Source organism: Bacillus thuringiensis, assembly GCF_001182785.1.
GTDB classification, from domain to species: Bacteria; Bacillota; Bacilli; order Bacillales; family Bacillaceae_G; genus Bacillus_A; species Bacillus_A thuringiensis_S.
The window spans coordinates 3,192,901-3,207,455 of sequence record NZ_CP012099.1 but is presented as its reverse complement, the minus strand read 5'-3'; the positions used below and the strand labels follow the sequence as shown (position 1 = coordinate 3,207,455).

Below are 14,555 nucleotides of genomic sequence, written 5' to 3'. Positions count from 1 at the left end.
TATAACATCTTACAGTTAGTAACAAATATTTTTATAATTAATTACTTGACGTAAATTAATTACGAATGTATACTCACTTACATAAAGTAACTAAGTTGTTTTATGTAACTGGAATTCTTTTCTTTAAATAGCCAAGGTTGTAATGATACATATTGCATATAAGCTGAGAGAAAAAAGAATATCATCTGTAAAAACACTTACGCTGTGTAAGTTAAACAATAAAAAATATAACAATGGAAGAGAATTTTTTAGAGATTCTCTATACTAGGAGGTACCTAATGGTTACAACAGATACAATTCATATGTTAGAAGATAAAATTCAATTTATACATCAAGATGGAAAGGATATTTATTTAGTAGGTCCTATCAAATTGCCAATTAATTTATATGGGGAGACTAAAGTTTTCCAATGGTATTCTTGGTTGCAATGTAGTGAGGTTACAAATAGTGTAGAAGGAATTATTGAAAAGCTTTCATCTATTAATTTAGCTGATATGCAGCAATCTAGTGTGCTTGTGTATGGTGATTTTAAGAATTCTGAAGATGCCCTAATTCGTATGCATAGTATTTGTCACACTGGTGACATCTTTGGTAGTAAACGTTGTGATTGTGGATTCCAATTAAAGCAGTCTTTACAAATGATTACAGAACATGGTTCAGGTGCTTTATTTTACTTAGCGAATCATGAAGGAAGAGGAATTGGCTTGTTTAGTAAAGCGATGACGTATCTCTTGCAAGAAAATGGGTTAGATACAGTGGAAGCCAATCTGAACCTAGGTTTTGAAGATGATATTCGAAATTACGATGACACAATTGAAGTATTAAAAGCGCTACGCTCAAAACCTGTAAAACTTATTACAAACAATCCGAAAAAATTAGAAGCGTTACAAAAAGCTGGATTAAATGTTACAAGTCGTGAACCGTTATGGGGTGATGTCTCAGAGTTTAATGAGAAATATTTGCAAACGAAGGTTCAGCGTTCTGGACATTTTGAGGGGGGACACTTACATGCTTGAGCATGAATTGTATATGAAGCTAGCATTAGAAAATGCCAAGGCTATGAAGGGACAAACCACTCCTAATCCATTGGTCGGATCTGTAATTGTAAATGATAATCGAATTGTAGGGATTGGAGCACACATGAAGGCTGGAGAACCACATGCCGAAATACATGCGATACGTATGGCGGGAGAACAGGCCCGTGGTGGTACAATTTATGTAACTCTTGAACCTTGTTCTCATCATGGAAGAACAGGCCCTTGTGCAGAGGCAATTGTACAAGCAGGAATTAAGAGGGTAGTAGTTGCTACACTTGATCCAAATCCACTTGTTTCTGGCCGTGGAATTAAAATTCTACAAGATGCCGGTATTGAAGTGCTTGTGGGAGTGTGTGAAGAAGAATCTAAAAAGATGAATGAGGTCTTTAATAAATATATTTTGACAAAGCGTCCATTTGTAACGATTAAATCAGGAATTACATTAGATGGGAAAATTGCTACTTCTTTATCGGATAGTAAGTGGATTACATCTACAGAAGCAAGACAGGAAGTACACCAAATACGAAACGAAAATGCGGCTATTTTAGTAGGAGCGAATACTGTACAAAAGGATAATCCATCATTGACAACGCGTATTCCAAATGGAAGAAATCCAATTCGAGTTATATTGGACTCAACATTACGTATACCGATGGAAGCTAACGTTGTTACAGATGGAGAAGCTCCTATCTGGATATTTACAACAAGTAATCATGCAGCGGAAAAAAAGAAAGCATTAGAAAATGCAGGAGTCAAAGTATTTGTTACTAGCGGAGAAAAGCATATAAACTTACATGAAATGCTTGATGTTTTAGGGCAAAAAGGAGTCTCCTCCCTACTTATTGAAGGTGGTGGAGAGGTAAATGCTTCGTTTATTGAAAATAAATTAATAGATAAACTTATTTTATATATTGCACCTAAAATTATTGGGGGTAGAATGGCGCCTAGCTTTGTAGAGGGTGCTGGTATTGCTAAAATGCAAGATGCGATTGAGTTTAAGGACATATCCTTTACCCAGGTTGGAAAAGATTATAGATTTATTGGCTATCCAAAATATCGCAAAGAAGAGGAATAAGGAGAATAAAAAAATACTTATATTTTTCAATAAATGAAGTACAGAAAGGAGCGATGAAGAGTGAAGTTTGGATTTGATATCGATGATACGTTAATTGATTTAAGACAGCATGCTTTTCATTTATATAACAAAAAATTAAACAAAAAAGTAGGTTTGGATGTATTTCATACTTTAAAAACAATTGAAATTCATGAAGCATTTGGCATGACTTCCGAGGAAGGCAGTCAGATGTGGAATAGTTTGCTGGATGAGATTTATTATACTTCTTGTTCACCGTTTCCATATGCAATAGAGACCTTACAAGAATTAGAAAGACAAGGGCATGAAATATACTATATAACGGCGCGACCTAAAGAACATGGAGAGCAAACAAAAAAATGGTTAATAGAACAAGGGTTTCCGGTACATGAAGATCGCTTTTTCTATGGAATGAGGGATGAAGAAAAAATACACTTCATACAAGAAATAAAATTAAACTATTTCTTTGATGATAAGCCAGCTGTCTTAGAAACGTTAATAGGAAAGCCAATAAAAGTGTATGCAAAAACTACTTCTTACAATCAACATCTCAATATCCCGCGTATTACAAGTTGGACAGAGTTAGGGGATATTATAAAGAAAGATATGTAAGGATTTAACTAGAAAATCAAATAGAGCTAAGAGCATATTGAGTATTACAATTTTAGAGGAAAGACATGGGTGTTATGTCTTTCCTTATTTTTTTAATACTATCGTTTTTATTAGTGTGATGTACTAGGAGTACTTCTAATAGAGAGAAAATAGAAAAATGAGCAATAAGAAAAATATTTTTAAGCTAGTCTTGTATGGAAGTATAATTTATATATCAATGATGGGTTCCCCTGGTGCCACAATATTTGTGGATATTTTGGATGAGAAGTTCAAGATTTAATGGGGTGTGTTCATAATCATGAATTTTTGGAAAACTAAAATTACAATGTTAGATTATTTTGATTTAGTAGTTGATGATATGCAAAATTGCATATCGCAAAATAAACATCGTAATTTTTGGATTCTTATTATAAAATACATTACTTAAACTATATATTAGAATGGAGAATATGGAATTGGAATTATTAAGAAACAGTAAGGTTGGTACAAAACTAAACATATTAATAACTATATCAAGTATTGCATGTATAGTATTATCCCTAATAGGGTTTTGGGGATTAGAAAGAGGGAAAAATACTTCCTCTAATATGTATGAGGATAATTTACTACCAATTGAGTGGATTGGGATTGTAGAATCTAATTTTTATCACGTTAATATGAACTTTATGGAAATAATGTTATCAAAAGATGAAAAAAGAATGAACGAATTAATAAGAGAAATGGATGGAATTCGTAAGGAAAATGATCATCTTTTAAAGCAGTTTGAGGCTAAAGTTATTTCTACTAAAGAAAAAGAAGTATATAACACGTTTCATGAAACATTTAATGAATTAAGAACTCAAATGAAGAAAGCGCAAGAATTAGGGAAATCTAATAATGAGGAAGCATATGCATATTACTTAAAAGAGATTGAACCTAATATGCAAAAATCAATTAAATCAATTCGTGAATTGATTATATATAATAGTAATAATGCAGAGTTTTTACAAAAGGAAAATAATAATGGTGCTCAAAATACAATGATAATGTTTGTTAGTATTTCGATTTTAGCAATTTTAATAATTATATTCATTGGATATATTATTAAATTAACTATCCGAAAACCACTTGCGTTACTACAAAATGATATGGAAAAAGTAGCAGCTGGAGATTTAACAACACGTACTCCTTATAAAGCAAATAATGAGTTAGGACATATTGTCCAGTCTTTTAATAGTATGTTAGATAACCTTCAACAATTAATTGCGAATGTTAAAATGACAACACAAGAGGTTATTTCTTCTACAGAGGGCGTATTACAAGATACAAAGCGAGCATCTAATATTTCAACTGAGGTTGTACAGACTGTTTTAGAAGTAAAAACAAAAATAGAAGGACAAGTAACTAGTATTCAGGAGAGCTCATCCTCAATGGAAGAAATTACAACTGGGGTGCAAACTGTAGCTGAATCTTCAGCAGTAGTCGCTGAGGTAGCAGTAACGACTACAGAACGAATAAATATCGGTAGTGAAGTGATAAATCACTCTATTCTTCAAATGAACAGTGTGCATGATGTTGTCGAGGAAACATCAAAAGTAATAAATAAACTTGTTACACGTACACAACAGATTGATACAGCTCTCGCTGCAATTACTAATATAGCCGAACAAACGAACCTTCTTGCCTTAAATGCTGCTATTGAAGCGGCACGTGCTGGAGAGAATGGGAAAGGATTTGCAGTGGTTGCCGCAGAAGTTCGAGACTTGGCTGAGCAATCTAAAGAATCTGCAAAAGAAGTTAATCATTTAATAAAATCCATTCAAAAAGATACCCAAGATACAGTTAATGTCATGCAAAAAGGACAACAAAAGGCAGTAGAAGGAAAAGAAGCTGCTCACAAAGCGAATCAAACATTCTTGTCTATTATGAGAGATATTGATAAAATTACAGGTCAAATTCAAGAAGTATCCGCAGCGACAGAAGAGATGTCTGCTGGTACAGAAGAAGTAAATGCTTCTCTTTCGCTAGTTTCTGAAACTGCAACAGATGTAAAGAAGGAGACTCTTCAAACAGTAAAGTCAATTCAATCACAGGTCGTATCAATTGAACAAATATCAATTCAATCCAACAAAATGAAAGAAAAGGTAGAAGAATTAACGGAATTGGTTTCAAAATTTAATATTACAGAACAAAAAGGATGAGTAAATCGTAAAAGTTTAGGTACGGCTATCAGCCTAAAAATAATTGATTTTTCGCGATTAAAAAGATTTTAGTAATTAATTCAATCACAAGTATAAAAACATGAAGACTTAAGGGTCTTCGTGTTTTTTTATTGAATAATGTATGAAAAAAATATTGATCATTATACGATATTTCGGAAGTTATCACAAAATATTCATATATGCAAAATTACATACATTAAATGATTGATAATCATGAATTAATGTAACTATAATAATTACACTGATAAATAACTTGCTGCCCATAATTATAAGTGAGGAAGGAGGAATTTGTTTTATTGTATTTTGTATATAAAAAAATAGAAAAGGAGATATGCAAATGAAAAGGTTACTTGTTATAGGCATAATGTATACAATGTTTTTCCTAATAGGAAATATACACTTACATGCTGATGAACGAATAAATGTAAAAGAAATTACTAGTTTAGAAGAGCCTACTTGGATATTTCAGGCGGGCATAAGTAAGGGTAAATATCACGATCGACAAGATTTAGGATTTATTTTGCAGAGAAATACACCATTAAAGGTAAGACAAACGAATCCTAATTTTAAAGACAAATTAACATTACGTTTATTGTCTAATGACTCTAAAAATGAAAAATCCATACAAGTAGGAAATGAATGGATTACCATTCAAGGTGATACGCCTTTAGTTCCTTTCATAGATACTCCGTATGGTGAAGAGCACGCTGTACTTGAGTACCAAGTAGGGAATGAAAGTGCTACTAAACCTCTTCCCATTTATAAACAACAAGGAAGTGTATCTCAATTTTTTAGTACATGGGATCAATTTGATGGAGAGTATGCGTTACTTCAAGGGGAGAGTTTTCAATTATTTATACCTAAAAAAGATAAAGAAATAGTAAGGTCTTTAAAAGATTTTCAATCATTGGATGAGTTAATTGCGTATTATGAAGATATTTTTGCGATGTATGATTCAATTATTGGTTTAGATGGTTCAGCGGTTGAAAATAAAAAAAGTCAAAATCGTTATTTTTTAAAAGCAGATATATCTGGTGCTGGCGGTGCCTATTATGGCACAAATTGGACAGCGAATAGTTCAGATAGTACAAAAATGTGGTTAGATAAACTAAGTTGGGGAACTTTACATGAAATCGCTCACGGATACCAAGCTGGTTTTGATAATCAAGGAATATTTACAGGAGAAGTTTCTAATAATCTATTCGGTGCTCAATATCAATATAGTAAATATGGAAAAAAAGCAGATCAAGTTGGTTGGTTGTTTAATTTCGGGAAAAAGGAACAAGTAGAACGGAATTTATATAATGCTTTAATGAAAGAAAATAAAAATTATGATGATTTAGATTTACGACAAAAACTTATTCTTTTAACGATGGCGAAACAAAAAGCTGGTGATGAAGCTTTTGCAAAAATGTATCAAGGTTATCGAAAACTAGCTAGCAATGCTGCTTTCAAAAAGGATGATCATTCTTTACCGGATTTAATGAATCAGTATTATAGTGAGAATGGACAAGTTGATTTTACACCCGTGTTTGAAAGATGGGGCTTTAAGCTTAATAATAAACAAGTAGAGATAAATAGGGCGAAAGGTTATCCGGCTGTTACGTCTTTAGCCTATATAGTGCCTGAATCACAATTAGCTAAAGCGAGAGCTCTAGTTGATTCTGATATTACGATAAACTCCAACTTTGAAATAGTTACAAATCAGCAAATTGCTTCACTTGGGCTAAAAGGGAATTTGCATATCCATTTAAATACAAATGAAATAGATACATTGAAAGGGGGAAAAATTAAATTAAAAGAAGGGAATACAGTTGTTCAAGAGAAAACAATTGAAACAACAGATATCAATTTACAAGACGTACCAAATGGAGTTTATACAGTTGAAATTTCAGGTGGGAAAACGGATAGTATGTACCATTTTAGTTCGTATTATGCCTATGTAAAAGAAAAAGATAATAGTCTAACGATTGATGTTAACGAAATGAAAGTGAGTAAGTTGGTAAATCAAACAATTCAATTCCTAGGATTAGGAGATGACCAGTTTGCCGAATTAAATACAGACTTAGAGCAAAAGCAAGCTGTTTTTACGGTTACTACTAAAACTCCTCATAGCTATTATACAGATGAAAAATACGCATCAATAGAGGTGTTTAATGATAAGGGAGAAAAATTTATACGAAGGAAATGGAAGGAACAAATGTAACGATAGTAAACGATAGCATTTCACTAAAAGAAGGATATAGAATTAAAATCTATCATGATGAAATAAAAAAACGATTAACTAGTACAGCTACTATTATTAATCCTATGAATAAAACGAATGAATTTATAATGACAAAATGGGGATTGAAAAATACTTATTTGAAAAATAATCCAGAAGAAAATCTTATGCAAAGAATTGATGAAGAAATGGAAGAAATTATAGGTAATCCAGTTTTAAAAGAGATACCAATGCAAAAATTAGAAATGAAAAAGAATGTGTGGATGGCGATAAATATGTTATCAGAACCACAAAAAATAACGTATATAAATAAATATAAAGATAGCTTATATAATGAGTAATTTTTGAGAAATGAAATGAATCTAAAAGTAACGACGCAATCTATCTATATTATGAGGAATCACAATTCATAAACAGTAGATAAACATAGATAGTTTGAAATATCTATGTTTCCAATTCTAAATAACATTTATTTAACTTAATAATAAGATTATAAAGGAGTAAGAGTATGAATAATTTCGTAAAGGTAGGTTTAACTACAGGTGTGGTGTTATCGGCGATTATGCCCTCTGGAGGAGTACATGCGGAAACAGAAGATTTAAAAGTGGAAACAAAGGAAGATACGTTCCGAACAGGTAATTTAACAGCACCTTCTCAAAATTCGGCAGAAAATGTAGCAAAGGATGCACTAAAAGGAAAAACAGAACAAGCATTATCATCAAAGCAAGTTAATACGGAATCCAAAGTTAATTATAATGTTACGCAAAGTCGTAAATCTTATGATGGTACTACATTGGTACGTCTTCAACAAACGTATGAAGGACGTGATGTATACGGATATCAACTAACAGCACATATTAATGATGATGGTGTACTTACGAGCGTTTCGGGGGATAGTGCCCAAGATCTACAACAACAGGAAGATTTGAAACAACCTATTACTTTATCAGAAGAGGATGCAAAGAAACAGCTTTTCAACATCTATGGAAATGATCTCACATTTATTGAAGAACCAGAAATTAAACAAGTGGTATATGTAGATGAAAATACAAATAAAGCTACAAACGCATATCAAATTACTTTTAGTGCATCTACACCTGAATATGTATCTGGTACAGTATTAATTGATGCTTTTGGTGGAAATCTATTAAAAGAACTCGTTCAAAAATTGGGTATACAAGTAGATAGTAGTATTGTCCAATCTGTGACAGCAAATAAATCACAAGATCCTTCAAAATTAACAGGTACAGGAAAAGATGACTTAGGTATTAATCGTACGTTTGGAATTACGCAGCGAAGTGATGGAACGTACATGCTGGCAGATTATTCTCGTGGTAAGGGAATTGAAACATATACTGCTAATTATAAAGATTATAATAATTATAGAAGAAATGTATGGGGGTATCTCGATGATTTAGTAACAAGTAATTCTACAAATTTTACAGATCCTAAAGCAGTTAGTGCCCATTATTTAGCAACGAAAGTATATGATTTTTATCAAGAAAAATATGGCCGTAACAGCTTTGATAATAATGGGCAAAAAGTAATTTCTGTCGTTCATGGTTGGAACACAAATGGTACGAATAAAGGAAATCCTAAGCAGTGGTTTAATGCATTTAGTAATGGAGCTATGCTAGTATACGGAGATCCAATTGTTAGAGCATTTGATGTGGCAGGACATGAATTTACACACGCGGTTACAAGAAATGAGTCTGGACTTGAGTACGCAGGAGAAGCTGGTGCCATTAATGAGGCTCTATCTGATATTTTAGGAGTAGCAGTTGAAAAGTATGCCAATAACGGAAAGTTCAATTGGACAATGGGAGAACAATCAGGTCGTATTTTTAGAGATATGAAAAACCCATCATCTATCTCTTCTAGATATCCGGAGGACTATAGACATTATAATAACTTACCTATCGATGCTGACCACGATCATGGTGGTGTACACACGAACTCTAGCATTATTAATAAAGTAGCTTACTTGATTGCTAGTGGTGGAAACCATAATGGAGTAAACGTACATGGCATTGGAGAAGATAAAATGTTTGATATTTTCTATTATGCAAATACGGATGAATTAAATATGACTTCTAACTTTAAAGAATTAAAAGAAGCTTGTATTCGTGTAGCAACGAACTTATATGGTAAAGACTCATTAGAAGTACAAGCTGTCCAACAAGCCTTTAAAGCAGCTTATATTTAATATTATTGTGATGAATTACAAACTCTTTTATTTTAATATATTGATTAATTTGTATGTATAGACAAAAACCTTGTAGAATTTTTCTGCAAGGTTTTTTTGAATGTTATCCCGCTATTTGCTGGGCAGTAAGACCCCGCCTCAAAATTCAGCGGAAGCCAAGAAGTTAGGTGGGGGTCGGGGTGATTAAAGTTTCACTTTATGTTATATGGTTTTTAGTTAATTAGGATAAAAATAATCTTATAACTGTATGTAAGAATGTGTAATTTTACATTCTTTTCTATGATGGAAAAGGATACTACGTTAGTAAATATAAAAAGTTAGAAATTATAGTAAATAGGGCACTTTTTTGTTCCTATGGAACTTTAAAGTGCGTAATTTTCTTTCTAGTTAATATATATCATAATGGTATTTACTAGTTGGTTTTAGCTTTACTCTGCTGTTGATGTGATTTTTTAACATTACAATGATTAGAATCAGAATTATCGAGTAGATCTAAATGATGATAATTTCGATTTTTAATTCAGTACAGAGTCCCATAGCTACATAATTTTCGTTTATCCCGCATTAACGGGCAGTAAGACCCCCACTGATTCAAGTTTCACTTTATACTCTTTCGAAACAAGTGTGGATTTGCTTATTTTCTGTTAAAGATAAGAGAAGTGCACCACAATATAAACGTAATTATTTATTCCAACGTAAGTCAATCATTTAGCACATGAATTTGGAGGAATCTATATGCATACGCAATTAAAAGGAAAAACAGCACTGGTTACTGGATCTACGGCAGGGATTGGAAAAGCAATTGCCACTTCTTTAGTAGCGGAAGGAGCTACTGTACTTATTAATGGACGCCGTGAAGAAAATGTTAATCAAACGATAAAAGAAATTCGAGCGCAGTATCCTGATGCTATCCTTCACCCCGTAGTAGCTGATTTAGGGACAGAACAAGGGTGCCAAAATGTGATTAAAAAGTACCCTGAAGTAGACATTCTTATTAACAACTTAGGAATTTTTGAACCTGTAGAATATTTTGATATTCCTGATGAAGATTGGTTTAAATTGTTTGAAGTCAATATTATGAGTGGTGTTCGACTTACTCGCTCGTATTTAAAACAAATGATTGAAAGAAAAGAAGGAAGAGTCATCTTTATTGCTAGCGAAGCAGCTATTATGCCATCTCAAGAAATGGCTCATTATAGTGCGACTAAAACGATGCAACTCTCACTTTCTCGCAGTTTAGCTGAGCTGACGACAGGAACGAATGTGACTGTTAATACTATAATGCCCGGTTCGACTTTAACGGAAGGAGTGGAGACTATGTTAAATAGTCTTTATCCTAATGAGCAATTGACAATAGAAGAAGCTGAGAAGCGATTTATGAAAGAGAATCGACCAACCTCTATTATTCAAAGACTTATTCGACCAGAAGAAATTGCCAATCTTGTCACTTTCTTAAGCAGCCCACTTTCTTCAGCAATTAATGGTTCCGCGTTGCGAATAGACGGGGGATTAGTACGTAGTGTGTTTTAAAAAATTAAAAACAACATAATATTCTGTTGAAGGTAAAGATGGTAAGGCAAATGAGTTGTATTTTATCTATTAATGGAAATATATAAAAAGCAAATTGCGACATGCAAACAGCCGAATTTTCTACTATAAGAAAAATTCGGCTGTTATTTTTTTACTTGTTGTAAAGGATGGAAAGTTTTTAAGGTTGTGGCACGCCTCTTAAGACAAAGATAAGGCGAAGCAATCCCACTGTTATTTGTATTATTTAGTGAAAGTTACCAAACGTTTTTCAACACTATTTTCCCAATTGCTTTATTTGACTCCAAATATTCATGTGCTTGTGCAACTTCATCAAACGTAAAAGGTTTAGAATCTAGCAATGGTCGAAGGTGTCCTTCTTCTACTATTTGCGTTAGTTTAGTTAAAATTTCCCCGCAAGCGTCACGTTTATCTGTATGTAATATTTTTAACGCCATAAAAGTAACGTGCAGAGAGAGTCCTTTTGCGTGTAAAGGAGAGAGGTCATGGGTTGAACGAGCTGCAATTGTTACGACAGTTCCGTTGACCGCAGCAGCTTCAAAAGAATGATCAAGATTCTTGCCGCCTACTGTATCAAATATAACTTCAAATCCGTTTCCGTTCGTATGTTTTTGTACATATTCTTGAACAGATTCTTCTTTATAATTAATAGCTATGTCGGCTCCTAGACGATGGGCGATGTCTATTTTGCTTTGCTGAGAAGCGGTTGTAAAAACTTTAGCGCCTGCCCATTTAGCTAGTTGAATGGCTACGTGTCCTACGCCACCAGTAGCTCCATGAATGAGAATATTTTGACCAGGTTTAATATTTGCACGATCAAATAAAGATTCCCAAGCTGTAATTGCAACTAATGGCAAGACAGCTGCTTCTTCCATTGTTAAATTTTTAGGTTTGTGAGCAATTAATCGTGCATCAGCAAGCATAAATTCTGCAAGTGCACCACCAGTTTCTTTAAAACCTCCGGCACAACCGTATACTTCATCCCCAGATTTGAAATTCGAAACACCTTCTCCTACTTCAATAACAATACCAGCTACATCGCCATGTAATATAGCTGGAAATTCAGGAGCAACTGCTGAAACAGCGCCACTACGCATTTTTGTATCGATTGGATTTACACTTGTTGCTTTTACATCGATTAGAACATGACCTGGTAAAAGTGTCGGTTTTGAAACTTCTTCTAATTGAAATACAGATGAGTCCCCAAAAGAATGGATAATTTGTGCTTTCATTGTTTATACCTCCTGTTTGTGGTTATAGCATAGCAAAGTACGGAAAATAAGTATAATATTTTGAATTTGGTTAGTGAGAATTTTATATAAAGAAGAGGGAAGTGCGTGAAACAATGCAACGTACTTGTGAAAGCAATTGTAAAGCTTTTTGAAGAAAGAATAGATGTTATTTTTACGGCATGATTTATTCATTACGTTTATTATTACTCACTTACTATAGGTACTTAAAAGTGCCTACATCACTTTAAAGTACGTACTGTTATTCATGTTATGGCCGATTTATAATAACACTCGTAGCACAAAGAAAGTTATAACGATTACAATCGGCAACAATGTGGTGTTACAGCATTGCCTATGAAATTTGAAAAGAAATAACAAAAGGAAAGAAAAGTATAGATTTATATGAATGAAGGAAAGTGAGTGAAACACATGGAAAAGTTTGCGAATCATTTTGGATATAATCGTATGTTTGCGAAAGATCGACTTACATTAGGAGTTCACATTCCGATTGAAAATTATCAGTTTCATGCGCCAACGATGGAAAAGCAAGTAGAGTTAGTGCAAAAAGCAGAACAATACGGTTTTACAGGTGTATGGCTTCGCGATGTATTGCTGCAAGACCCTGACTTTGGTGATCCTGCAACAGGTCAAATTTACGATATGATGATTTATTTGACATATTTAGCAAGCAAAACAGAGAAAATCGCATTTGGAACGTCGGCAACTGTATTGTCACTTCGTCATCCATTGCGTGTGGCGAAAGAAATTGCTACATTAGATCAACTATTTCCAGAAAGAATTATGCTTGGCGTTTCATCCGGTGACAGACGTGCTGATTTCAAGGCGTTAGGTGTTAGTCATGAAACACGAGGTGAAAAGTTTAGAGAAGCGTTTGCTTACTTGGAAGAAATTTTGTATAAAAACTTCCCGTCTATCCAGTCGACACTAGGAGAAGTTCATGGTGCGAATTTAGTTCCAAAACCGTCTAAGCATATTCCAACCTTTATTACAGGTTTTAGTCAGCAAAATATGGACTGGTTCGCTGAACATGGAGATGGATGGATGTATTATCCACGTAGTCCAGTACATCAGGCGGAAGCAATTGGACAATGGAGAGAACTAGTAGAGGATTATCATCCAGATGTATTCAAACCATTTATACAACCGATGCATTTAGATTTATCTGAAGATCCAAATGAACGTCCTACACCGATCCGTTTAGGTTACCGTACAGGGCGTAAGGCACTAATTGAATTACTTGATATATATAAAAGTATTGGTGTGAATCATTTATTCCTTGCTCTATTTGATGGTCAACGTCCAGCTGACGAAGTATTGGATGAGCTAGGAGAAGAAGTACTACCTCATTTCCCAGCATTGTAAAGGAGTGAAAAGAATGAAAGCGATAGGACTTATGCAATATGGAGATAAAAGCGTACTACGAGAGATTGAAATGCAGACACCGCTATTGGGAGACAACGATATACTGATTGAAGTATATGCAGCTGGTGTAAATCCTGTGGATTGGAAAATACGTGAAGGTTTACTTCAAGACGTAATTTCTTATGACTTCCCGCTCGTTTTAGGATGGGATGTTGCAGGTGTAGTTACTGCTATAGGGCCAAACGTTACAGCATTTAAAGTAGGGGATGAAGTATATAGTCGTCCAGATATTGAACGAAATGGTACTTATGCAGAGTACGTGGCAGTAGATGAGAAGTATGTAGCGAAAAAACCGAGAAATCTATCTTTTGAGGAAGCAGCATCAATCCCTCTAGTAGGTTTGACAAGTTGGCAAAGTTTAGTGAAGTTCGCAAATGTTCAAAAGGATAATAAGGTTTTAATTCATGCTGGATCTGGCGGGATTGGTACGTTTGCTATTCAGCTAGCAAAAAGCTTCGGTGCACATGTTGCAACTACGACTAGTACGAAAAACATACAGTTTGTAAAGGGTTTAGGTGCTGATACTGTCATTGATTACAAAACAGAAGACTTTTCTCAGCTCCTGCATAATTACAATATTGTATTTGATGTGTTAGGCGAGGATGTACTAAAGGATAGTTATAAAGTGCTTGCCCAAAATGGAAAGTTAGCGTCCATCTATGGTCCAAAGGGTATAGAAGTCCCGCGAACTGAAATATCTATAGAGAAAAATATTCAGGCTGAACATATATTTACTGAACCTAACGGATATGAACTTTCTCTTATTACAGAATTAATTGAGGGCGGGAAGATTAAACCTGTCGTAACGCATGTGTTGCCTTTACATGTAGAAGGTGTAAAAAAAGCACACCACATAAGTGAGTCAGAACGTGCTCTTGGCAAAATTGTATTGAAGAAATATTAGGTAAAGTATGAGGTTATAGAGACAGTATTGTACTAAGTAGCGAATGAGCTTATAT

Annotated in this window: 9 protein-coding genes and 1 pseudogene; 9 read left to right on the top strand and 1 reads right to left on the bottom strand. The window is 33.9% G+C overall.

The window, feature by feature from the left end:
• The first annotated feature begins 278 nt into the window (after positions 1-278).
• The 7 genes and pseudogenes from AC241_RS16515 to AC241_RS16485 all read left to right on the top strand — a co-directional run bounded on the left by AC241_RS16515 (position 279) and on the right by AC241_RS16485 (position 10,903).
• The gene (locus AC241_RS16515) at positions 279-1,016 is read left to right on the top strand and encodes a GTP cyclohydrolase II (protein ID WP_016080860.1); all 738 of its coding nucleotides are present in this window, start codon (positions 279-281) and stop codon (positions 1,014-1,016) included.
• Entirely contained in the window at positions 1,009-2,112 is a 1,104-nt protein-coding gene (gene ribD / locus AC241_RS16510; protein ID WP_016080861.1) for a bifunctional diaminohydroxyphosphoribosylaminopyrimidine deaminase/5-amino-6-(5-phosphoribosylamino)uracil reductase RibD, read from the top strand. The genes AC241_RS16515 and ribD overlap by 8 nt, the downstream gene beginning before the upstream one ends.
• Positions 2,113-2,172: 60 nt before the next feature.
• Entirely contained in the window at positions 2,173-2,742 is a 570-nt protein-coding gene (locus AC241_RS16505) for a 5' nucleotidase, NT5C type (protein WP_016080862.1), read from the top strand.
• 455 nt (positions 2,743-3,197) lie between these two features.
• Positions 3,198-4,922 (top strand): methyl-accepting chemotaxis protein, encoded by a 1,725-nt coding sequence (locus tag AC241_RS16500; RefSeq protein ID WP_050844327.1) that lies wholly within the window; start codon positions 3,198-3,200, stop codon positions 4,920-4,922.
• A 358-nt stretch (positions 4,923-5,280) separates the two neighbouring features.
• Positions 5,281-7,508 (top strand): annotated as a pseudogene (locus AC241_RS16495) (putative mucin/carbohydrate-binding domain-containing protein).
• Between the two features lie 167 nt (positions 7,509-7,675).
• The gene (locus tag AC241_RS16490) at positions 7,676-9,373 is read left to right on the top strand and encodes a M4 family metallopeptidase (protein ID WP_016080865.1); all 1,698 of its coding nucleotides are present in this window, start codon (positions 7,676-7,678) and stop codon (positions 9,371-9,373) included.
• 735 nt (positions 9,374-10,108) lie between these two features.
• Positions 10,109-10,903: an SDR family NAD(P)-dependent oxidoreductase gene (locus AC241_RS16485; protein WP_050844325.1), complete on the top strand. Its 795-nt coding sequence runs from the start codon at positions 10,109-10,111 to the stop codon at positions 10,901-10,903.
• A 254-nt stretch (positions 10,904-11,157) separates the two neighbouring features.
• On the opposite strand, the gene AC241_RS16475 is transcribed toward AC241_RS16485, so the two are convergent.
• Entirely contained in the window at positions 11,158-12,153 is a 996-nt protein-coding gene (locus tag AC241_RS16475) for a zinc-dependent alcohol dehydrogenase family protein (RefSeq protein ID WP_050844321.1), read from the bottom strand.
• 429 nt (positions 12,154-12,582) lie between these two features.
• Here AC241_RS16475 and AC241_RS16470 point away from each other — a divergent pair, with 429 nt between their 5' ends.
• Both AC241_RS16470 and AC241_RS16465 read left to right on the top strand, forming a co-directional pair.
• Positions 12,583-13,536: an LLM class oxidoreductase gene (locus AC241_RS16470; RefSeq protein ID WP_050844319.1), complete on the top strand. Its 954-nt coding sequence runs from the start codon at positions 12,583-12,585 to the stop codon at positions 13,534-13,536.
• A gap of 13 nt (positions 13,537-13,549) precedes the next feature.
• Entirely contained in the window at positions 13,550-14,500 is a 951-nt protein-coding gene (locus AC241_RS16465) for an NADP-dependent oxidoreductase (protein WP_050844317.1), read from the top strand.
• The last annotated feature ends 55 nt before the right edge of the window (positions 14,501-14,555 follow it).